The sequence below is a fragment of the Christiangramia flava JLT2011 genome (assembly GCF_001951155.1).
Classification (GTDB): Bacteria; Bacteroidota; Bacteroidia; order Flavobacteriales; family Flavobacteriaceae; genus Christiangramia; species Christiangramia flava.
This window is the reverse complement of sequence record NZ_CP016359.1, coordinates 240816-263372: the sequence shown is the minus strand read 5'-3', so window position 1 is coordinate 263372 and position 22557 is coordinate 240816. Positions and strand designations below refer to the sequence as shown.

Genomic DNA, 22557 nt, shown 5'->3' with positions numbered 1-22557 from the left:
ATGAAAACGATCCATATCGCCTGTCTTTCCCTGGTCGTCATGCTGAGTTCCTGCAAAAATGAACCGCAGGAAGAGCAGTTTTCGGCTGCTGAAATCCAGGAGCATTCCGCAGCGCTAAACCAGTATTTCGAAGAGCAGTTCCAGGTAGAAGTTTCCGAATCGCCCATGATGCAAACGAGGATGGGGCTTAAAACCGATTATGGCCAATGGGATGATTTTTCACATACCCGTTTCGCTAAAGAACTGGAACAGGCACGAACTCGTCTCGATCACCTGGAAAAGGTGGATACAGCCGCTTTGAATGAAGAAACACGCCTGAGTTACGACCTCTACCGAAAGCAGATCGAAGACGAAATTGCTGATTATGACTTTCGCTTTTATAATTACCCGATCAACCAGATGCACGGTTATCACGCCGAGCTTCCGTCATTTTTGATCAATATGCACCGCATCGATTCGGTGCCTGATGCCAAGGCCTATATTTCCCGACTGGTGGGTATGGAAAAGGCGTTGGAAGATATTGTTGAAGGCCTTCGTTTGCGGGAACAGAACGGGATCATCCCGCCAAAATTCGTATTTGACCGCACACTCGACGCCTCGCGGAATTTGATCAAGGGTAAACCTTTTCAGAAGTCTTCGGAAAGCAGTGTATTGCTGGAAGATTTTCAGAAGAAGGTGAATAAATTGGCTATTTCCGAAGATCAAAAAACCGGGCTGATAGGAGAAGCCGAGCAGGCACTGGTGGCCCACGTGAAACCGGGTTACGAACACCTGATCGATTTTCTTGAAAACCAGCAAAAACGAGCAAATGATGATGCCGGTGCCTGGAAATTCCCGAAAGGTGAGGAATTCTATAACAAGGCACTGAAACGCATCACCACCACGAACATGAGCGCTGAGGAGATCCACCAGCTGGGGCTTAGCGAGGTAGCCAGGATTCACGGTGAAATGGAAAAGATCATGGAGGAGACTGGTTTTGATGGGTCGCTTCAGGATTTCTTTGATTTTATGCGGAAGGAAGAACGCTTCTATTATCCCAATAACGAACAGGGAAAAGCAGCTTATTTAACAGAAGCCAAATCAATCATTGACAGGATGCGGGTGCGTTTGCCCGAGCTTTTCAACACGCTTCCAAAGGCTGATGTACGCGTCAAAGCCGTAGAACCTTTCCGTGAAAAAAGTGCCGGAAAAGCTTTTTACCAGGATCCCGCGATAGATGGGACGAGGCCGGGCACCTATTACGTGAATCTTTACGACATGAATGCCATGCCGAAATATGAGATGGAGGCACTGGCTTATCACGAAGGAATTCCCGGGCATCACATGCAGATCGCGATCGCTCAGGAACTCGATAGCATTCCGGAGTTTCGGAAATTTGCGTTTTATACCGCTTATGTGGAAGGTTGGGGATTGTACAGCGAATATATTCCCAAGGAAATGGGCTTTTACAAAGATCCGTATTCCGATTTTGGCCGACTTTCGATGGAACTATGGCGCAGCTGCAGATTGGTGGTTGATACCGGTATCCACGCCAAAAAGTGGACGCGCCAGGAAGGAATTGAATTTTATAAGGAGAACACCCCGGCGCCCGAGAGTCAGTGTATCAAAATGGTGGAACGGCATATAGTAATGCCTGGTCAGGCTACGGCCTACAAGATTGGGATGAACAAGATCCTGGAACTTCGGGAAAAAGCTATGAATAAACTGGGAGATGATTTCGATATGGCGGCTTTTCACGACGTGATCTTAAAAGAAGGCGCCCTGCCCCTGAATATTCTCGAACGCAGGGTAGATAAATGGATCCACTCACAAATCTGAAAATTTGGAAACTAACCAACCTGAAATACTAACACTGAAGAATGCCATGGGGAGCGTTTTAAGCATCCTGAATTTTGGCGCAAGCCTCTTCAGTTTTAAAATAAAGAACAATAAAGGTGAGCTGATTGAAGTGGTTGTTGGTCCGGCTGATCCGGAAGTGTATACTACCGCGCAGTACCGTGAAGAGAACAAATGTTTCGGTGGAAGCATTGGCCGTTTTGCGGGGCGTATTTCTGAAGGTCAATTCAGCATTGGCGAAGAAAAATATTCGGTTTATGAAGAATATGAAGGTGCGCACCTGCATGGCGGAAAAAAGGGCTTCCAGTATCGTTTCTGGAATATCGATTCGGTTTCGGAAGGAGAAAATCCACAGGCCGTGCTTTCTTATCACAGCGAACACCTGGAGGAAGGTTACCCGGGAAATCTGAAAGTACAGGTTACCTACCAGTTAACGGAGGACAACCAGGTGAAAATCACCTACCGCGCCGAGACCGATAGGGATACGATCGTGAATCTTACCAATCATGCCTATTTTAACCTAAACGGTTCCGGGAGCGTGAGCGATCATTTCATGCAGGTGAATGCTTCGAAAATTCTCGAACTGGATGAGCGTAATCTGCCTACCGGCAATCTTACAAAACTGAAAAATCATCCCAAAGATCACCGGGAAAGTAAGCTGCTTGGGAACCGGGAACTGGATGATGTCTATGTGCTGGATACCATGGAAAATGAGACACAGGTCCAGTTGTTTTCACCTTTAAGCGGGATCAAACTGAAGTTAAAAAGCAATCAGCCGGTCGTAGTGATTTATTCCCCGGAAAGTCTGCCTGATAAATGGCAGTATCTGGCCCAGATCGATGAAAAGTTTCCAGCCGTGGCGCTGGAAGCACAAAATTATCCCGACGCCCCAAATTTCAGGAATTTTCCTTCCAGTCTTTTGAAAAAGGGTGAAGTGTATGAGAATGAGATAGTTTATAGTTTTAGCGTAAAATAGACGCTCAAAATTGTTTTTGGTCTTTTTCTGATTCAGATTTATAATTCTATATTTAGAAAAAATTAAGAAATAATGATTGGAATTCTTTCTTTTGTGGGATTCACCGCCCTGGTGGCTATTATCTCCTATTTTGCAACCAGGTCGACAGACGAGACGACCAGTGACGGTTATTTTTTAGGTGGTCGTAGCCTTACCGCCGGCGTAATTGCCGGTTCGGTACTTTTAACCAACCTTTCTACGGAACAGATCGTAGGCTTGAACGGGCAGGCGTATTCTGAAGGAATTCTGGTAATGGCATGGGAAACCCTGGCGGCGCTCGCCATTGTGGTGACCGCTTTGTTCCTGTTACCGCGGTATTTGAAGGGAGGGCTCACCACAGTACCCCAGTTCCTGGAAAAACGCTTTGACCGTACGACCAAATCTATCGTTTCGGCCCTGTTCCTTTCAGGATACATGATCATATTTTTACCAATTGTACTCTATTCCGGTAGTTTGGCGATCAGTACCATGTTCAATATCCCGGAATTGCTGGGTGTGAGCGATACCGCTGCGCTGTGGATCTGTGTTTGGGGAATTGGGATCGTAGGGTCAATTTATGCCATTTTCGGGGGATTGAAAGCCGTTGCGGTTTCAGATACCATCAACGCGATCGGACTGCTGATCGGGGGATTGATGATCCCAGTCTTCGGACTCATGGCCATAGGTGGCGGAGATATGTTCGCTGGTCTCGATACGCTTACAGCCGCGAATCCTGAAAAATTTAATTCTATTGGTGGTCCTGATGCTTCAGTGCCATTTTCAACCATATTTACCGGGATGATGCTGGTACAATTGTTTTACTGGGGTACCAACCAGGCCATCATCCAGCGTGCTTTAGCCGCGAAAAACCTGAAAGAAGGTCAGAAAGGTCTGATGCTTGCCGCATTCATTAAAATCTTAGGGCCTATTATCGTAGTGCTTCCCGGGATCATCGCCTGGCATCTGTTCCAGGGAAACCTGGACAATCCAGATCAGGCTTACCCGGCGTTGGTGAACGAAGTATTGCCACCGGTTCTCGTTGGTTTCTTTGCCGCGGTGCTTTTCGGAGCGATTCTAAGTTCCTTCAACTCTGCGCTGAACTCTTCGGTTACCCTATTCGGAATAGATATTTACAAGCATCATTTTAATCCAGGCGCTTCAGAATCTGAAGTGGTGAAAAAAGGAAAACGCTTCGGGATCGTGATCGCCGTGGCATCCATGTTCATTGCTCCGCTGATCGCCAATGCTCCCCAGGGACTCTTTGGTTATCTTCAGGAGGTAAATGGCTGTTACAGTATCCCGATTTTGACAATTGTGGTGGTGGGTTACCTTTCTAAAAAGATTCCGGCGATCGCAGCGAAAATCGCACTTTTCAGTGGGGTAGGACTTTATTTAGTATACCTTGGGCTGAAATATTTTGTGGTCGGCGAAGATGCGCTGCCGCATTACCTGCACGTCATGGCTATTTTATTTGTACTCAATATCCTCATCATGTGGGTTATTGGTCGAGTAAAACCAAGATCTACCGATTTTGTGCTGGATTACACCAAGCAGGTAGACATTAGTCCGTGGCGTTATGTGCTTCCGGTTGGTTTGGCAATTTGCGCCCTGGTAGTCTTCGTATACGTTTATTTCGCGCAGTAAGAAATTTTATTCCCGCAGGGTAGAATCCCGCTGGTTAATGGAAGTATCCAGCTTGTAATTGAGCTTATCGGCTGGAAGTTTCTCTATGTGGGTTATTGGTCGAGTAAAACCAAGATCTACTGATTTTGTGCTGGATTACACCAAGCAGGTAGACATCAGTCCGTGGCATTATGTGCTTCCGGTTGGTTTGGCAATTTGCGTCCTTGTAGTCTTCGTATACGTTTATTTCGCGCAGTAAGAAATTTTATTCCGGCAGGGTAGAATCCCGCTGGATAATGGAAGTTTCCAGCTTGTAATTGAGCTTATCGGCTGGAAGTTTCCCTTCTATACGGTCCACCATCGTTTCCAGGGCGAGACTTCCCTGTTCTTCAGCGTGCTGGTCTACGGTGGTAAGCGACGGGACGAAGTGTTCACTCATACTGCCGTTGGTGAAACCAATAATCGCTACATCTTCCGGAATGCGGTAGCCAGATTTTAAAATGCTTTTCATAGCCAGTATCGCCGAAAGTTCGTCGGAAGCCAGTACCGCATCCATTTTATCCTGTTTCAGTAATTTCTGAATTGCTGCGGAAGCCACTTCCGGAGTATCAAATTCCACAAAATTGGAATCCAGCTTCAGGCTTTCCAAGGCCTGGAGGTATCCTATTTTGCGCTGGTCATCCACACTGGTGTTCGAAATACCGGTGCAATACACGATTTTTCGGCAGGACTGCTGAAACAGTTTGATCGTGGCCTGTTCGGCCTGGAGGGCATCATTGATAGAAACCTTATCACAATCGATCTCTTCCAGAACCCTGTCAAAAAGTACCAGGGGAATTCGATATTTCAAAATATCCATGATATGCGAGGTGTCCTTGCTGGCCTGGGTTTCGCGGGAAAGAGATAGAATGAGTCCGTCTACACGCCCATTCATCAGGCGTTTGATGCTTTCGGCTTCTTTTTCCCGGCTTTCATTCGAAATACAGATAATGATTCCGTAACCCAGCTCTGCTGCTTTGGTTTCGATACCATGCAGCGCCTTGGCAAAAAAATGCGGTAGAATGGACGGAATGATCACTCCAATGGTCTTGGTTTTCCTGTTCTTTAGATTCTGGGCCAGCGCATTTGGTACGTACTGATTCAATTCGGCGAGTTCCTTCACCTTTTTGCGGGTTTCCGGGCTAATTTCCGGACTGTCCCGAAGGGCTTTGGAAACGGTGCTGATCGACACATTCAGCAGTTTGGACAATTCTTTGAGCGTGACCCTGTTTTCCATGACTAGTGTTTTGAGTAATGTACCGGCGATTGTTCATTCAGCCTTTTTGCCGCCTGTTCCGCAGTAATATCTCGTTGCGGGCCGGCAAACATTTCGTATCCTACCATGAATTTTTTCACGCTGGCAGATCGCAATAGCGGCGGGTAAAAGCTCATGTGGAAATGCCATTCGGGATGATCTTTTCCGTCGCAGGGTGCCTGGTGAATCCCCGATGAATACGGGAAGGAAGTTTCAAAAAGATTGTCAAATTTGATCGTGAGCTTTTTCAGAATTTCTGCATAAGCCATTTCTTCATCCGAAGATAACTGGCCAATATGTTGCAGGTGCCTCTTAGGAATGATCATGGCTTCAAATGGCCAGACCGCCCAGTAGGGAACCAGTGCTACAAAATGCTCGTTTTCTTCCAGTATCCTTTCATCGGCTTCGAGCTCCTGTTTCAGGTAATCTCCTAACAAACTACGGCTATTTTTACTCCAGTATTCCAGGAACTTGTCTGATTTTTTTAAAATTTCAGTGGGAATGGAAGACTGCGACCAGATTTGCCCATGCGGGTGGGGATTGCTGCAGCCCATGATGGCTCCCTTGTTTTCAAAGATCTGAACGTAGTTGATGAAATCCTGCTCACAGAGTTCCGCATATTCCTTTTTCCAGGTTTTTACCACTGCCGTTATATCTTCCACTTCCATCAATGGAAGTGTGAGTGAATGATCTGGAGAAAAGCACACCACTTTACAGATGCCTTTTTCAGATTCTGCTTTCAGCAAACCCTCATTCACAGAAATTTCTTTTGTATCGCTGAGAAGAGCGGCAAAATCGTTCACGAAGGTAAAAGGCTTTGAATAATCTGGATTGGTCTCGCCACCTGCGCGCTCATTGCCAGGACACAAATAACAACCTGGGTCATACATCGTTTTTTTCAGCTCCTTTTTCTCTTCGGTTTTCCCTTGCCAGGGTCGTTTGGTACGATGCGGGGAAACCAGGATCCATTCGCCGGTCAAAATATTATAACGTCTGTGCGGAACTTCGTTCAGTTTATTTTCCATAGTTATTTTTTAACGATTGTGCCTTCATCGGCATTCGCAATAATGCTATCCAGTTCAATTCCGAAGGCTTCTTTATAAGCCGGTTTCACTTCCTGGAGGAAATTTTCCACCTGGTCGGTTTCAATAAGGTTGATCGTGCACCCACCAAAGCCGCCACCCATCATCCGGGAACCGTAGATAAAATCTTTATCATGGGAGTAATCTACCAGAAAATCCAATTCCTTGCAACTTACTTCGTACTGGTGTTGGAGACCTTCATGAGACAGGTACATTAATTTTCCAAATTCGCGCAATTTTCCTTCTTTCAGGGCTATGGCTGACTCTTGTACACGCTTATTTTCTTCGAGCACGTACGAACATCGCTGGTATTGCCTTTCAGAAAGTTGGTTTTTTTGTTCTTCCAGCAGTTCAAACGAGACGTCCCGGAGAGATGCCACTGCTGGGTATTGTTGCTGAATGATCGAAACTGCATCTTCGCAATCCTGGCGACGGGAATTGTAGCCACTGTCAGTATGCGTATGGGAAACATTGGTATTCAGTAACAACAATTGGCAGTTCTTGAAATCTGCCGGGATGAAATCATATTCCAGGGAGCGGCAATCCAGCTTTAGGATATGATCTTTTTTACTGATGGCGGAAGCGAACTGGTCCATGATCCCGCAGTTCATTCCCACAAACTGGTTTTCGGCTTTCTGTGAAAGCTTGACGATCTCGATGCGGTCCAGCCCCAGCTGAAATAGCGCATTCAGCCCGCCGGCGAGTCCGCATTCCAGGGCTGCGGAAGAACTTAGTCCCGAACCAACGGGTAACTGACTTTCAATGATGCAATCAAAACCGGAAAGCTTTCGGTCTAACAGCAAAAGTTCGTTCACCACGCCAATAATGTAATTTTCCCAGCCAATGCCTTTTTCAATCTTCCGAAGGTCAAATTCGAAACCACGGCCAAAGGTCTTGCTGTAAATGCGGCAAAGATGATCAGAACCATTTCTGCGGAATTCAAAATAGATCTTTTTATCGATGGCAGTGGGCATGACAAAACCATCATTATAATCGGTATGTTCGCCAATAAGGTTGATCCTTCCCGGAGAATCCACCTGAATTTCTGACTGGAAATCCTGGAAATCTACCGGTAAACCTTCAAAAGAATGAATGTGAGACAAGTCGTAATATTTTAAATGTTTCGTTCAAATATAATAAATGTAAATTTTACGTTCATTTTTCTGAAAGGAAATTTTGAAATCTCTATCTTTATAAAAATTCCCAATCATGAGCGACCCCCAAAACGACCTGTACCAGGTTCGAGAGAAAATGTACGTAGCAACCGATTGTATCATTTTTGGTTTTGATGAAGGTAAGCTGAAATTACTGGTTTTTAACCGCCAGGTGGAACCTTTGAAAGGGGAGTGGTCGCTCATTGGCAGCTTCGTAAGGCTGGATGAAGACCTGGACGTGGCCTGTGAACGGGTGCTGCGCGAAACTACGGGCCTTGAAAATGTCTTTATGCAGCAGTTAAAATGCTACGGAAAAAAGGATCGTGACCCCGGTTACCGTTGTATCTCGGTGGCACATTACGCCCTGATCCGGATTGATGAATACGACAAGGAACTCGTTCGCCAGCATGGCGCCAGCTGGTATGAGATCAATGAAGTACCACAGCTGATCCTGGATCATAACCAGATGGTGCTCGATGCTTTGAAACAGCTCAAATACAACGCCCGCTATCGCCCTATTGGTTTTGAGTTGTTACCGGAGAAATTTACCATTCCGCAATTACAGTGTTTGTATGAAGCGATCTACCAGCGGGAGCTCGACAGTAGGAATTTCCGTAAAAAAGTGACTTCCTTACGCGTGCTGGAAAAACTGGATGAAAAGGACAAAAGCGGCAGTAAACGGGGCGCCTTTTTATACCGATTTGATCATGAAAATTATCAAAAACTGGTAGAATCGGGGTATGATTTTGAAATCGCCTAATGAAAAGGCAATTATTTTGAGGAATTATAATAGTACTTTATACGTTTATTCTTATTTTTAGGAAAATTAGAAACTATGGCTCAGGATAAAAATCGCCGGCAGGTAATTAAAAATATTGGTTTGGGAGCAGGTGCTCTCGGAATGGCCAGTATTTCCAAAGTGTTCGCTGCAAATGCTTCGGAAGAAAAAATTTCAGAAAAAGCAATTTCCGGAAAAATCAACCACTCGGTTTGCCGCTGGTGCTATGGAGATATTCCGTTGGAAGCCTTCGCGAAAGCCTGTAAAGAAATGGGCATCCAGGCCATCGACCTTCTGAAACCTTCTGAATGGGAAACAGTGGAAGCCCACGGGCTTGTTTGTTCCATGGCAACCGATGATTTTGCCAGTATTCCACACGGCTTCAATAATCCTGAAAATCACGCCAAACTCCAGGAAGCTTATAAGGGTCTCATTCAGAAAGCCGCCGATCATAAGATCAAAAATGTCATTTGTTTTTCGGGTAACCGTGAAGGGATGGATGATGAAACCGGACTTCAAAACTGCGTAACCGGACTAACGCCTTTGCTGGAATTCGCCCAGGAACGCAATGTAAACCTGGTCATGGAACTGCTGAACAGCAAAGTGAATCATCCTGATTATATGTGTGATCATACGGCCTGGGGCGTGAAACTTTGCCAGGAGCTTGGTTTCGACAATTTCAAGCTGCTTTACGATATTTACCATATGCAAATCATGGAAGGGGATGTGATCAGGACAATTCGTGAAAATCACCAGTACATTAACCATTATCATACCGGCGGAAATCCCGGAAGGCACGAAATAGATGAAACACAGGAACTTTTTTATCCTGCGATCATGGAAGCCATTGCCGATTTGGATTTCGACGGTTTTGTGGCCCAGGAATTTATTCCTACCTGGGAGGATAAACTTGCCGCACTTCGGAAGGCGATCCAGATTTGTAACGTATAAACTTCATTTGCTATGAAAAAAATAATACTGAAACTACGTTTTGGGCTGCTTGTCGCGGCCTTCTTTTTCATCAATCTTTCTCAAGCACAGCACACCGGCGATGTGTATGTAGACGATAAGGGTGTGATGAAATGGGGAGATGATCAAAGCGAGGTGCACGGCTTCGGGGTGAATTACACCGTTCCGTTTGCCCATGCCTATCGCTCCGCCAGGAAAAAGGGCCTTGATGTAAAGGAACAAATAGACCGCGATGTGTACCATTTTAGTCGGTTAGGCTTTGATCTCTACCGCATCCACGTTTGGGATACCGAAATTAGTGATGAAAAAGGTAACCTGATCGAAAATGAACATCTGGATGCCTTTGATTACCTGCTGAAAAAATTAAAGGAAAGGGGCATTCATTATGTGCTAACGCCAATTGCGTACTGGGGAAATGGCTGGCCGGAACCAGATGAGGAGACCCCTGGATTTTCCCACGCTTTCGGGAAAGATAAGAGTCTTACCAATCCTGATGCCATCGCAGCCCAGGAAAATTACCTCACGCAGTTCATGAACCACCGGAACCCATATACGGGGCTAGCCTATAAGAACGATCCAGGTTTGATCGCGGTGGAGATCAGTAATGAGCCGCATCATCGCGGTACCCCTGAGGAAGTTCAAACTTTTATCGAAAAAATGGTAAGTGCGGTTAAAGCCAGTGGCAGTAAAAAGCCTGTTTTTTATAATGTGAGTCATAGCATTCACCTGGCTGATACCTATTTCACTTCCGGAATTGACGGTGGAACCTTCCAATGGTATCCAACCGGACTGGGCTTCGGAAAGGAGCTGAAGGGCAATTTACTACCGAATGTGAACGAATACAGAATTCCGTTTGAAGACGTGATCAAAAAGAATCATGCAGCCAAACTCGTATATGAATTCGATGCAGCCGATGTGAACAAATCGTATATGTATCCGGCGGCGGCGCGCAGTTTCCGCCAGGCAGGAATCCAGATCGCCACGCATTTTGCCTATGATCCAACTTTCCTGGCCTACGCCAATACCGAGTACAATACGCACTACATGAACCTGAATTACGTGCCTCATAAAGCCTTGGCTCTAAGCATTGCCTCAGAAATTTTTCACGAATTACCGATGTACACCAAGCTTGGGGCTTACCCGGAAAACCTGGAATTTGGGAATTTTCGCATACAGTACAAGGGTGATGTGGCAACCTATGATTCCAATGAAAAATTCATTTATACCAATACTACTGATCAATCTCCAAAATCACTTAAAAAGCTGGAGTCACTTGCCGGTCACGGCAGTTCTCCGGTGGTAGAATACCAGGGCAAAGGCGCTTATTTTCTGGATAAGCTGAAAAAAGGAGTGTGGAGACTGGAAGTCATGCCAGACCCAGTCATCGTTCAGAACCCTTTTGGGCAAAACAGCCTGGACAAGACCGTGGCGGTGATTAGCTGGAAGCGCAACAGGATACAGCTCAATTTGCCAGATCTTCCCGGAAATTTCGAGGTAGAAGCCCTAAATGATGGAAATGATTTCCAGGCAACTGCTGAAAATGGCCAATTTTTGGTCAGCCCGGGAGTCTATATTCTGAAAAAAGCCGGAGCGAAGTTCAAACCGGAAGATTTTGAAGAATCTCATCCGTTTAAAATTAACGAATTCGTAGCGCAGGAAGAAACGGTGGATCAAACATACGTCGTTCACCAACCAGTTATCGAAATTGATGAACATACAAGTTTGAAGATTAATGCGACCGTAGTTTCCGATAAAGAAATTGAGAAGGTTGAAGCCTGGCTTCAAAATGGAAATGAATATGAAGCGCTGCAGCTTCAGGCAAGTAATACCTACGATTATTCCGCAGCGGTAAGTGAAAAAATGCTCAAAAATGGCTTTCTGACCTATCGTTTGATCGTTACCACTACTGATGGAAAAGAGACCTTTCCAGGAGCAGTCGAATCGGCGCCAGATGCCTGGGATTTTCATTCAGTGGAAACCTATCAAACCAGGACCGTGAAGCCGGAGGCCGATGTCTCACTGTTCAGTGCGGCTACAGATTCCCGTGACGTGGTTCGGGCCTGGAACCCAAATAACCAGGTGGTTCCTATAGACTCTGAAACTTCAGAATTTCAGGTAAAACTAGAAAAATTATTTTCCGAAGATGTGGAAAATAAGAACGGGGAACCTGTTTATGACTACTCTTTCCGGTACAATTTTTCAGAAAAAACTGAGAATCGCAAACTGGAAGCTAAGGATACTTTAACGCTCGAGGCGAGAAGTCTGAGCGGTAAAACCGAAAAACTGCAGGTTGCTTTGGTGATGAAAAATGGTGCGGCCTTCGGGAAAGTCATTAGCTTGCAACCCGAAATTTCAGAAATCAAAATAGCACTTACTGAACTGCAACCGGTGAAGACCGTGACCTTACCCCGACCGTATCCCGGTTTTCTTCCGTATTATTTTCAGCATGCTTACGATGGGGCATTCGAACTGAAAGATGCCGAAAGTGTGCAATTTTCGATTGGACCGGGTATTGAAAAACCGAATTTACAGCAACCCCATTCTGTGGGAATCAGAACTCTGAAGTTGGAGTAGTTTTAATAGTGTTAGTTGTTAATAAAAAAAGGCCCTCAAATTTGAGGGCCTTTTTCAGTATAACAGAATGTCTTAACCGCATTTTGAAGAACCACAGTCCTTACAGGTTAAACATCCTTCCTGGTAAATTAAATTCGAAGAATTACAATTGTTGCATTTTTCTTTGCTGGCAACGGTGCCATCGGCAATATAGCGCTTCAGGGCACGAGCTACACCATTTTTCCAGGTGTTGATCGATTCGCTGTCCAGCTGAAGGCTGTTGATGAGGTCTACCACCTTATCTATAGACATTCCATGGCGTAACGTAGAGGAAATAAGTTTCGCATAATTCCAGTATTCCGGATTGAATTTGTGCGAAAGCCCTTCAATGGTTGTTTTGTAACCGCGCTTGTTCTGGTACTGGAAATCGTAGCGGGAAACACCGTCTTCATCGCGGTTCTTGATGATCAAGCCATCATTTACCCAGCGAGGGATCAGGATTCCTTCTTCATCATCAGCAAAACCGGTAAAGATCTCGTATGGTTTGCCATCTACCAGGCCAATGAAGGCGATCCATTTATCTTTGGCATTCTGGAAACGAACCACATCAGCCTCTAAAATCTGAGGGCGCTTCAATGGGAACGCTCCGCCAGCCTGTTCTTTCTTTTCCTCTTTTTTCTTGTCATCGTTGGAAATAAGTACACCCGACCTGGAACCGTCACGATAAACGGTCACTCCTTTACAGCCTGCTTCCCAGGCTTCCAGGTAGAGTTTTCCTACCAGGTCTTCACTCACATCTGAAGGTAGATTGATGGTTACGGAAATAGAATGATCGATCCATTTCTGCACGGCCCCCTGCATTTTTACTTTACTCAGCCAGTCCACATCGTTGGAAGTCGCCTGGTAATAAGGAGAGAGTTTGACCAGTTTATCCAGTTCTTCCTGAGAATAGTTCTTCTCGGTATCGTGCCCCTGAGTGCGCATCCATTGTTTGAAACGGTGGTGAAAAACCACATATTCTTCCCAGGAATCTCCCACTTCATCCACGAAATCCACGCGAGCATCTTTATCTCCTGGATTTACTTTTCTTCGGCGTTTGTATACTGGAAGAAAAACCGGCTCGATCCCGGAAGTTGTTTGTGTCATCAAGCTGGTGGTACCTGTTGGTGCGATGGTCAGTAGCGCGATATTTCTTCGGCCGTGCTCCATCATGTCATAATAAAGCTTTTCATCTTCCTGTTTGAGTCGGTTGATCAGCGGGTTATCCTTTTCTCTATCGGAGTCATAAATGGAAAATGCCCCTCTTTCCTTCGCGGTATCTACTGAAGCTCGGTAAGCGGCCAGCGCGATATTCTTATGAACATCTACTGAAAAATCGATGCCTTCCTTGCTTCCGTAGCGAATGTTCAAAGCGGCCAGCATATCGCCTTCCGCGGTGATCCCAATCCCGGTACGACGACCTTCATGGGCTTTTTTACGAATATTCAGCCACAGGTTTTTTTCCACACCCTTGATTTCTTCATTTTCAGGATCTGCATCGATTTTGGCCAGAATCGCATCGATCTTTTCCAGTTCCAGGTCGATGATATCGTCCATGATACGCTGGGCTTTCCCAACATGCTTTCTGAAAAGTTCAAAATTGAACGATGCCTGTTCTGTGAAAGGTTCCTCTACATAAGAGAACAGGTTGATGGCAAGCAGCCTGCAGGAATCGTAAGGACACAGCGGAATTTCACCACATGGGTTGGTAGAAACGGTCTCATAACCAAGATCTGCATAACAATCTGGTACAGATTCATTGATGACCGTATCCCAGAAAAGAATTCCCGGTTCAGCTGATTTCCACGCGTTGTGCACAATCTTCTTCCAAAGGTTCTCTGCCTGGATGTCTTTGGAATATTTTGGATTGCTGCTGAAAATTGGATATTTCTGCGTGTATGTTTGATTGTTTTTTACGGCTTTCATGAATTCATCGTCGATTCGTACCGACACATTGGCGCCTGTAACCTTTCCCTGCTCCATTTTCGCATCGATGAAATCTTCAGCATCCGGGTGGTTGATCGATACTGAAAGCATTAAAGCCCCGCGGCGACCGTCCTGAGCTACCTCACGGGTAGAGTTGGAGAACCGCTCCATGAATGGTACAATACCGGTTGAGGTAAGTGCCGAGTTCTTTACGGGAGAACCTTTTGGACGGATGTGTGACAGGTCGTGCCCTACACCGCCACGTCTTTTCATAAGTTGTACCTGTTCCTGGTCGATCTTCATGATCCCTCCATAGGAATCAGATTTTCCTTCGTTCCCAATCACAAAGCAGTTAGAAAGAGAACCAACCTGGTAAGGATTCCCGATTCCGGCCATCGGACTTCCCTGCGGAACGATGTACTGGAAATTCTTGATCAGGTCGAATACCTCGTCTTCGCTCATCGGGTTCGGGTATCGTTTTTCTACCCTGGCAATTTCACGAGCGATACGACGGTGCATATCATCTGGTGTTAATTCGAAGATGTTTCCATCTGAATCTTTGAGGGCATACTTGTTCACCCAGACTCTCGCGGCCAGGTCGTCTCCTTTAAAATACTTTAAAGAAGCTTCATAAGCCTGCTCCTGAGTATATGATTGAGGAACGACGGGTGTTTCTTGTACAGGCATATAAATTAGATTTTTAGGTTGAAATTTTGTTTCCGTGATAGTTTAAAGCTACACAAAGAAATGAAACAATTAACAAACTATTTAGAAAAAGTTATCAAGAAATAACTGTTAATTTATTGATTTACAGTTTTTTAATAATTTACTAACAGTAAAAAGTTGACAAATTGTGATAAATGTTTTCTGAAAGTTTTTTTAAAAGTGTAGGAATATTAGAAGCGAAAAAAGCAGTGGAATTCCAAGGGAAATGCGAAAGAAATGACTAAAAATAAAGAGGCCGGCTGAGAATCAGCCGGCCATCTTCGAATTAACACCTATGAAAATTCAAAAATAAATTTTTATTCGGTTATCGACCAAATACTGTATCCATTTGCAGGAGCTTCAATGGTCACCGCCCCATTTTCATCGGAGGTAGGGTTATAAGTTGAATTACCGCTGTAGTCCATCAGGGTAATATTATTCCAGTTTGAACTTACCGCACGACGCTTCGTGCTGTTACTGATGCTAATATACAGAATTAATCCAGGATTGGTGCCGGTACCGTTTCTTTTCATAATGTACTCATCTTCATCTACATATAGCACTTCGGTCTCTCCGGTTGCCAGGCTGTTGTGGATGGCGATCAGGTTTTTAAGCTCGTCCTGAAATTCCGAATCTTCATAATCAAGATAAAAAACACAGGGATATCCCGGATGCGTCATAATATATGCATAGGCTTTCATCTTGTTTTCTCTCTTGATATAATTGTCTTCGTTAGAATCTTTTTCGGTATCATGATTCGCCGTAAACGTAACCGATTTATCGGGATAGGTTTGCCAAAGCTGGCTTCCTGTAAGACTATTTAGATCTTCATAACGATCCAGGCCTTCTTCCAGTTTGTAAAATGAAGCAAAATCAAAAGCGCGACTTCCTGTTTCTTCTACATAGTTTTTCAGAACATCTGCGTTTCCATCCCAAAGTTCCACTACCGAAAATCCTCCAACTTCATCCAGCCAGGCTTTTACGACCCAAGGTTCGTAGCCTAGTACATAATCAAAACGCCAGCCGTCAAAGCCCATCACGTTCTGGTAATATTTAGCTACGGAATTGTCTTTTTTCCAAAGCCAGTCCTGCACGCGTTCACGGTTGTGATCCAGGTTGGTTTCAGCATAAAACAAACTTCCCGGGTCGTAATTGCTGACGCTGTTGGGGTAAAAATCTTCGTAATTCCTGTTGAACATTCCGGAAGCATTTCCATGTTCTTCGTCAAAAAGCGTATACGTGTCTTTGTCGCGGTAAGGATTGTATTCCAGGCCGCCTCCAGAGTTGTGGTTGATCACGATGTCTTCGATCACTTCCACGTCATTATCGTGTGCGGTCTGGATCAATTCTTCCAGTTCTGCACGGGAACCAAAACGGGTCTCAATAGTTCCATGCTGGCTGAATTCTCCAAAATCAAAATAATCAGATACATCATAGCCCATGGAATAGCCGCCAGACTGGCCTTTGGTAGCCACAGGAATCCAGATCCTGTTGATCCCGGCATCTGACCATCCGGCTACTTTCCCGGTTAAGTTGGTCCACCATTCAAAGCGCGGTTCCACATCCCAGTAGAAGGCCTGCATCATTACACGCTCGCCATTGTCGTAAGCTGATAGGTCTATGGCTTCCGGGTCTGGTTCGGGTGTGGGTTGCTCTGTTCCCTGGTCATCTGTAGGATCTGTCGTGGGCTCATCACTGTCTTTGGAACAGGATGCCAGTAACACACCAACAAGGAGCAGAAAAATGAAATATATTCTTTTATTGATCATAAGTTATGAGTTAAAAAAAGGCTGCGAAAGCAGCCTTTTTGATAAGCAATTATTCAGTTACCTGCGGAATGAGAATATACCTTCCGTCAAGGTCGTTGAACCAGATATCATAGGTTCCTGGCATTACCGGGATATTCGCTCCGTCCTGAGCAGCCTGCCCGCTTTCTGCAGAATCAGTTCCCCAGTTTACGGCCCAGTCATTTTCAGCGCGGAATTTCATTTCACCTTCCACCAGTTCTGCATCGTTCATAAACCAGATATGTGGATCGAACGTAGACTGCGTCATATCAGTATCAGCATCCCAACCACCAGGAGTGGCAGTTCCGATGATTCCAATAGTTGTGTAGGTCGTTGCACCGCTGGCATCGTATGAATCCATGCTGAAAGTAAGATCATCAGTATTCAGTGCCAGGCTGTAATAACCTGCAGTGACCACTTCAATCGAAGCCGGATCTGGATCAGATTCAGTAGCTCTGTACACCAAAGTAGAACCATCGTAACCATACATAGGAGCCCAGTTAGTGGTTTCTACAAATTTGTAATAACCTGCAGCAAAATATCCTGTGAAATAATACATGTTCTCGTTTTCAGCATCCCTGAAAAGAGGCGTGTTGTTATTATTTGGATCCCATCCGGCAGCGGTAGCATCACCAACAAGGAAAAGGTTGGTTTTTGGCATTTCCTGCTCACCTTCTTCCGGTAAAGTAACGGTTAAAGAAGCTACTTCAGAAGTGGCGTTCAGAGAATTTCCACCGTCATTTCCGGCATAAGCCTTCACTCGGAAATAAATGGTCCCGGTATTCGGGTTTTCTGTATTCGGATCGTTGTCCAGTCCTGCATCTTCCGCCAGGCTCATCATTTGGCTAACTTTCACACCCAAATTGGTTTCTGAAGTGGTCCCGATCACATCGAAGCTTGAAAAATCCTGAGAAGCAGAACCCTGTAATTCGTAAGTTACAGTGGTTGGAGCTCCAAAATCTACTTCATTCCATACGAATCGTTCCGCAAGGTTACCGGAAGTAGACTGCGTAAGGGTGTAATTGTCAGAAAAAGTACTGGTAAACGCCACGCCTTCCGGATCTGGCTGGGCTACGAATACCACATCGTCATCATGCTGGCAGGAAGAAAGCCCCATGACAGCAATTATCATTATTAAAAAAAGTGAAATATTTTTCATTGTTGTTTTGTTATGATTAATATCCAGGATTTTGTGTTAAGTTGGTGTTTACACCTAATTCAGATGAAGGAATAGGCATCAGGTCTCTAAAGGCCTCGGTGGTTGCTCCCTGTGGAACACCTCCTTTGTAAGGCCAGATTCCCCTGTCAGAGAACATTCCGAAGCGAATCAAATCTGTTCTTCTGTGCGCTTCCCAGAACAGCTCGCGTGCTCTTTCATCCAGGATGAAATCCAGTGTAAGATCGCTGCTGGAAATATTCGCGCTGCTGTCACCGTAAGCTCTCATGCGAAGCTTATTGATATAGTCTACCGCTTTACCGGTATCACCGCCACCGCCGCGAACCACGGCTTCAGCGTACATCAAATAGGCATCTCCAAGACGGAACATCGGGAAATCAGTATCAGGAAAATCTCCTGTTGGATCAGAACCCGCGTTTCCGTTCACGTCTACGTTCTTATATTTCGTGATGGCATAACCACTGTTGAAATTAGAAATATCTGTAATCTCCTTGGTTTGGCCTTCTGTAAAGAACATTGCACGGCTGTCGTTCACTTCTTCCACAGCATCATCTTCGTTGTCCAGGAATTTATTTACCAGGGCAGAAGTGGTTCTAAGACCGGCCCATCCACCGTTGATCCCGAAGTTGTCTGGATCCATATCTCCACCTACTGCGGCATGGATGATAAAGGTCATACCACCGTAAGACTGAGAGTTGATCCCGTCGTAGGTGATCGGGAAAATGATCTCATTCTGAGCGCCATTGGAATTGTTATCAGCTAAAAATAACTTCTGATAATCGTCTACCAGTCCAAAACCGGCATCGATTACTTTGGAAGTATAGGTCACCACGTCAGCGCTGTGATCTTCTCCATTGTATTTTTCTGAATTCTGATACAATTTAGCCAACAGCATCCAGGCAGCAGCCTGATCGGCACGGCCATACTGGTTGGTCATCGGTGCTTTCAATTCTCCTTCAATAGCCAGCAATTCGCTTTCGATATAACTGAAAAGGTCAGCGCTTGAAATTTGTTCAGGAAGGAAAGCTCCCGGAGCATCGTCTTCGGTCACAAAAGGAGGATTTCCGTAAAGGTCTAGTGCGTGCCAGTAGCTCAGTGCTCTCAGAAAACGAGCTTCTGCGCGATAGGTCTGAATATCAGCCTGAAGGCTGGCCTCCACACCGCGGGCATTCAGGACGTCCTCAGTGGTTTGTCGCAGATATTCATTTGATTGTGCGATCTGGTACATAATTCTCGAATACATCGTTCTGATGAATTCGTTACCAGAGGTCCAGTTTTGGTAATGAAGGTCTTTAATGGTACCATCATTCCAGCCAATTACGGCTTCTTCCGTTGGTAATTCCTGCATCATGAAGTAGAGACGCATGTATTGCGAAAATCCTTCATCTAACCCGGTAAGATCAGGGTTTCCGGCAGGTCCATCCTGACCGCTTACCGCAAATCCCGCGTAAAGTTTCGCGAGGAATTGTTTATAAGCTGCCGGATCTTCAAAAGCTGATGCCGAGGTTTGTCGGTTATCTTCCGGAGTAAGCTCCAGGTCTTTTGAACAGGACCAAAGCGTCACTGTTCCGAGAAGAACCAACAAAAATATTCTTAATCTGTTAAACATGATTGTATATGTTTTTTTGTTGTTCATTAAAATGCAAAGTTTAGTCCCAGTACAAATCTTCTGGATCTAGGGTAGAAGTTGTTGTCTATTCCTCCGAATACTTCAGGATCTAACCCGTCGTAGTTGGTAATGGTCAACACGTTCGAAGCTGTTAAAGAAGCTCTGAAATCAACTTTTTCACCAGGAATGGTGTACCCAATACTTACGTTATCCAGTTTTACAAAATCTGCAGCTTCCAGATAATAATCTGAGAAGAACTGACTGTTTTGGAAATTTGTTTCCAAAACATTGGCATTTAGGTTGGAATAGTAGTCTGAAGGAGTGTTGGTTCCCGCTTCCACAAAACCGTTTGAAGATTTGGTGTTGTTGTACACGTAATTTCCAAAACTACCTCTAAAGGTAAAGTTAAGATCAAAATTCTTATAATTCAAGGTATTTGTGAATCCCATGAAATAGTCTGGAGTCGCCTTTTTGTATGGCTGCCTGTCGGCTTCAGTGATCTGGTTATCACCGTTCACATCTACATAAGCGCCTTCAATTGGCTGTCCCTGCTCGTTGTATACCTGGCGGAATACAAAGAATGTTGAAGGGTCAAATCCTTTTTTCCACAACTGAATAGTGTTTCCAACACCTCCGGAAATTCCTCCCTGAGGAATGAAGAAATCTGGATCATCTCCAAGAGACAATTTTGTGATCTCCTTTTCCTGGAAGGTGATGTTATAATTCACACTCCAGTTGAAATCTTCAGATCTTGCAAGATCTCCACCTACGGCTACTTCAATACCACGGCTGATGGCAGTTCCCACATTGGTCAATAATTGATCTGAAAGGTTGGCACCCGCTGGGATTGGCACTACGGCTACAAGATCTTTGGTTTCTCTATAATAGGCATCTACAGAACCTGTCAAACGATTATCAAAAAATCCAAGATCGATACCGGCGTTATAGTTCTTCAGAGCTTCCCATTTCAGGTTTTCGTCATATTCTTCCGGGCGAAGGGTTGGTACGAATTCATTACCAAACTGGTAGCTGGCACCACCAACACTTGGCGTGTAGATACCAAGATATCCATAATCCTGCCCAATTTCGTAGTTTCCTGTTTCACCATATCCGGCTCTAAGTTTCAACTGGGTAAGCCAGTCAGCGTTTTCCAGGAATTTCTCATTCTGCACTTTCCATCCAATGGAAGCTGCCGGGAAATAACCCCATCTGTTCTGTGGAGCAACTCTGGAAGAACCATCAGCCCGGATACTTCCGGAAATTAGGTATTTGTTGTTGATATCGAAACTAACCCTTCCGAAATACGATTCCAGGGCATTTCTACTGATGTACTCTGGAAAATCTCTTTCCTGGTCCTGTTCTGTTCCGTAGCTGTCTGAATACGAATAGAACTCCTGGTAAGAATGCCCGGCAGTCGCGTCGATTTCCGTAGAAATGGCTTCGATTTCATTCTGATAGTTTACGTAAGTATCCAGCAACAGGTTTCTGTTAATTCCATCATAGTTTGAAAACTGGTTGATGTTAGAAGTGTTGGAGGCTGCAGTAATTGGCAAAAATGTTGCACCCTGTACTTCAGAATAATCAAAACCACCGCTTACAACAGCTTTCAAACCGTCCACCCAAGGCAATTTCCATTCAGCATTCAGGTTGGTGATCGAACGTCTGGTCTGGTTAGAATCCTCTGTTTGAGCGATAAGAGCCACCGGGTTTCTGGTAGCCAGGTTTTGCTGAGTAATATCTGAACCAGTTGCTCTTGTAAATTCGAAATAACCGTCAAATGGACTGTTTGGATCATATACCGCCTGTGTAGGATCAAAAGCAACAGCAGCACCAATGGCCCCACGATTTGCGAAATTATTCTGATCCAAGCTGTTTTTTGAAGTCAGCGTTAATTTGAGCTGATTATCGAAAAGATCCTGATTCAACGAAATGTTGAACGCATCTCTCTGGTAATAGTCTCTTTTAAGCACACCCGTTTGCTGAGTATGGTTAAAGTTCAGACGGTAATAAAAATTCCCTACACCCTGAGTTGCAGTAAGGTTATGAATTGCTCCTACGGAAGTCTGGTAAATCAATTCCTGCCAGTCAGTCGAAGCATCTCCAAGCAATTCGGGATCAGTTCCCGGGGTGTTGTTGATAATGTTTCTGAATTGCTCGGCGTTTAAGACATCTACCTTATCGGTGATATTTCCTATTGAAGTCTTTACATCATAAGTAAACTGGAATGGTGTATCTTTTTTACCCTTTTTGGTCGTGATCAGGATTACCCCGTTAGAGGCTCTCGAACCGTAGATAGAAGTGGCCGCAGCATCTTTCAAAATGGTGAAATCTTCGATCTCATTAGGGTTAATAGAGTTCAGGGCATTTCTGGATCCCTGCACACCTCTTTGATCTAAAGGCACACCATCTACTACGATAAGAGGATCATTAGAACCACTTAAAGAAGCTCCACCTCTAATACGGATAGATCCTCCTGAACCGGGAGCACCGTCCCCAGGTACGATCTGTACCCCGGCAGATTTACCTGCGATTAGTTCCTCTGGTGCAACAACAGCACCCTGGTTGAAATCTTCAGCAGATACTTTTTGAACAGCTCCGGTCGCATCCTGCTCTGAGGTGGCTCCATAACCAATCAAGACCACTTCATCTAAAGTACCCTGATCCTCATCTAGCAGAATATCAATGGTCGACTGTCCTTCGTAAGGCACCTCCTGGGTAACGAAACCCAAAAAAGAATAAACCAGTACATCTCCAGCGGAAACGTTTTCGATGGTATAATTACCATCAAAATCTGTGGTGGTACCATTAGTGGTCCCTTTCACAATAACGTTGGCCCCGGGAACAGGAAGGCTGGTGGCACTTTCCGTAACCGTACCGCTCACCGTGTTCTGGGCGAAAAAGCTCATTGGCAGCAATAACAGCAGGTACAATGTGCTTTTAATAAAAGTTCTCATAAATTTTCTATTGGTTTTTACAAAATAATTAACCTTATATTTTTACTTCCATGAGGTTAAATGTATGTAAATTTCTA

At 44.9% G+C, this 22557-nt stretch carries 15 protein-coding genes; 7 read left to right on the top strand and 8 right to left on the bottom strand.

Annotated features, from left to right (window positions below):
• The 4 genes from GRFL_RS01050 (at position 1) to GRFL_RS17955 (ending at position 4712) form a co-directional block, all read left to right on the top strand.
• A complete protein-coding gene (locus GRFL_RS01050) occupies positions 1–1818 on the top strand; it encodes a DUF885 domain-containing protein (protein ID WP_083642698.1) in 1818 nt (605 codons plus the stop codon).
• A gap of 4 nt (positions 1819–1822) precedes the next feature.
• On the top strand, positions 1823–2812 hold the full coding sequence (locus GRFL_RS01045) for an aldose epimerase family protein (protein ID WP_083642696.1): 990 nt from the start codon (positions 1823–1825) through the stop codon (positions 2810–2812).
• Positions 2813–2884: 72 nt separating this feature from the next.
• Entirely contained in the window at positions 2885–4474 is a 1590-nt protein-coding gene (locus GRFL_RS01040; protein ID WP_083642695.1) for a solute:sodium symporter family transporter, read from the top strand.
• 85 nt (positions 4475–4559) lie between these two features.
• Positions 4560–4712: a hypothetical protein gene (locus GRFL_RS17955; RefSeq protein WP_157492986.1), complete on the top strand. Its 153-nt coding sequence runs from the start codon at positions 4560–4562 to the stop codon at positions 4710–4712.
• A gap of 6 nt (positions 4713–4718) precedes the next feature.
• Here the strand turns inward: GRFL_RS17955 and GRFL_RS01035 are convergent, their stop codons facing one another.
• Genes GRFL_RS01035 through galK form a run of 3 tightly spaced genes read right to left on the bottom strand, consistent with a single transcriptional unit; the run spans position 4719 to position 7932 of the window.
• Complete coding sequence (locus GRFL_RS01035; protein ID WP_083642693.1) at positions 4719–5729, bottom strand: LacI family DNA-binding transcriptional regulator; 1011 nt, start codon at positions 5727–5729, stop codon at positions 4719–4721.
• A 2-nt stretch (positions 5730–5731) separates the two neighbouring features.
• A complete protein-coding gene (locus GRFL_RS01030; protein WP_083642692.1) occupies positions 5732–6772 on the bottom strand; it encodes a UDP-glucose--hexose-1-phosphate uridylyltransferase in 1041 nt (346 codons plus the stop codon).
• 2 nt (positions 6773–6774) lie between these two features.
• Positions 6775–7932: a galactokinase gene (gene galK, locus GRFL_RS01025; RefSeq protein WP_083642690.1), complete on the bottom strand. Its 1158-nt coding sequence runs from the start codon at positions 7930–7932 to the stop codon at positions 6775–6777.
• A gap of 106 nt (positions 7933–8038) precedes the next feature.
• Between galK and GRFL_RS01020 the strand changes: the two genes are divergently transcribed.
• The 3 genes from GRFL_RS01020 to GRFL_RS01010 all read left to right on the top strand — a co-directional run bounded on the left by GRFL_RS01020 (position 8039) and on the right by GRFL_RS01010 (position 12304).
• Complete coding sequence (locus GRFL_RS01020) at positions 8039–8743, top strand: NUDIX hydrolase (RefSeq protein WP_083642688.1); 705 nt, start codon at positions 8039–8041, stop codon at positions 8741–8743.
• A 75-nt stretch (positions 8744–8818) separates the two neighbouring features.
• Entirely contained in the window at positions 8819–9712 is an 894-nt protein-coding gene (locus tag GRFL_RS01015; protein ID WP_083642687.1) for a hydroxypyruvate isomerase family protein, read from the top strand.
• Positions 9713–9724: 12 nt separating this feature from the next.
• Positions 9725–12304 carry a glycoside hydrolase family 5 protein gene (locus GRFL_RS01010; RefSeq protein WP_083642685.1) on the top strand — a complete coding sequence of 860 codons (2580 nt, stop codon included), beginning with the start codon at positions 9725–9727 and terminating at the stop codon, positions 12302–12304.
• Between the two features lie 72 nt (positions 12305–12376).
• Here the strand turns inward: GRFL_RS01010 and GRFL_RS01005 are convergent, their stop codons facing one another.
• The 5 genes from GRFL_RS01005 to GRFL_RS00985 all read right to left on the bottom strand — a co-directional run bounded on the left by GRFL_RS01005 (position 12377) and on the right by GRFL_RS00985 (position 22480).
• On the bottom strand, positions 12377–14935 hold the full coding sequence (locus GRFL_RS01005; RefSeq protein ID WP_083642683.1) for an adenosylcobalamin-dependent ribonucleoside-diphosphate reductase: 2559 nt from the start codon (positions 14933–14935) through the stop codon (positions 12377–12379).
• Positions 14936–15270: 335 nt separating this feature from the next.
• Positions 15271–16722 (bottom strand): alpha-amylase, encoded by a 1452-nt coding sequence (locus GRFL_RS01000; protein ID WP_083642681.1) that lies wholly within the window; start codon positions 16720–16722, stop codon positions 15271–15273.
• A gap of 49 nt (positions 16723–16771) precedes the next feature.
• On the bottom strand, positions 16772–17899 hold the full coding sequence (locus tag GRFL_RS00995) for a SusE domain-containing protein (protein ID WP_083642680.1): 1128 nt from the start codon (positions 17897–17899) through the stop codon (positions 16772–16774).
• 16 nt (positions 17900–17915) lie between these two features.
• Entirely contained in the window at positions 17916–19526 is a 1611-nt protein-coding gene (locus tag GRFL_RS00990) for a RagB/SusD family nutrient uptake outer membrane protein (protein WP_083645905.1), read from the bottom strand.
• 26 nt (positions 19527–19552) lie between these two features.
• Positions 19553–22480, bottom strand: coding sequence for a SusC/RagA family TonB-linked outer membrane protein (locus GRFL_RS00985; protein ID WP_083642678.1), 2928 nt, complete (start codon positions 22478–22480; stop codon positions 19553–19555).
• Positions 22481–22557 lie beyond the last annotated feature (77 nt).

Coding starts and splice junctions, on each gene's coding strand:
- GRFL_RS00995 (WP_083642680.1), bottom strand. CDS start 17,899: ATGAAAAATATTTCACTTTTTTTAATAATGATAATTGCTGTCATGGGG.
- GRFL_RS01040 (WP_083642695.1), top strand. CDS start 2,885: ATGATTGGAATTCTTTCTTTTGTGGGATTCACCGCCCTGGTGGCTATT.
- GRFL_RS01000 (WP_083642681.1), bottom strand. CDS start 16,722: ATGATCAATAAAAGAATATATTTCATTTTTCTGCTCCTTGTTGGTGTG.
- GRFL_RS01035 (WP_083642693.1), bottom strand. CDS start 5,729: ATGGAAAACAGGGTCACGCTCAAAGAATTGTCCAAACTGCTGAATGTG.
- GRFL_RS00985 (WP_083642678.1), bottom strand. CDS start 22,480: ATGAGAACTTTTATTAAAAGCACATTGTACCTGCTGTTATTGCTGCCA.
- GRFL_RS17955 (WP_157492986.1), top strand. CDS start 4,560: ATGTGGGTTATTGGTCGAGTAAAACCAAGATCTACTGATTTTGTGCTG.
- GRFL_RS01005 (WP_083642683.1), bottom strand. CDS start 14,935: ATGCCTGTACAAGAAACACCCGTCGTTCCTCAATCATATACTCAGGAG.
- GRFL_RS00990 (WP_083645905.1), bottom strand. CDS start 19,526: ATGTTTAACAGATTAAGAATATTTTTGTTGGTTCTTCTCGGAACAGTG.
- GRFL_RS01030 (WP_083642692.1), bottom strand. CDS start 6,772: ATGGAAAATAAACTGAACGAAGTTCCGCACAGACGTTATAATATTTTG.
- GRFL_RS01015 (WP_083642687.1), top strand. CDS start 8,819: ATGGCTCAGGATAAAAATCGCCGGCAGGTAATTAAAAATATTGGTTTG.
- GRFL_RS01020 (WP_083642688.1), top strand. CDS start 8,039: ATGAGCGACCCCCAAAACGACCTGTACCAGGTTCGAGAGAAAATGTAC.
- GRFL_RS01050 (WP_083642698.1), top strand. CDS start 1: ATGAAAACGATCCATATCGCCTGTCTTTCCCTGGTCGTCATGCTGAGT.
- GRFL_RS01010 (WP_083642685.1), top strand. CDS start 9,725: ATGAAAAAAATAATACTGAAACTACGTTTTGGGCTGCTTGTCGCGGCC.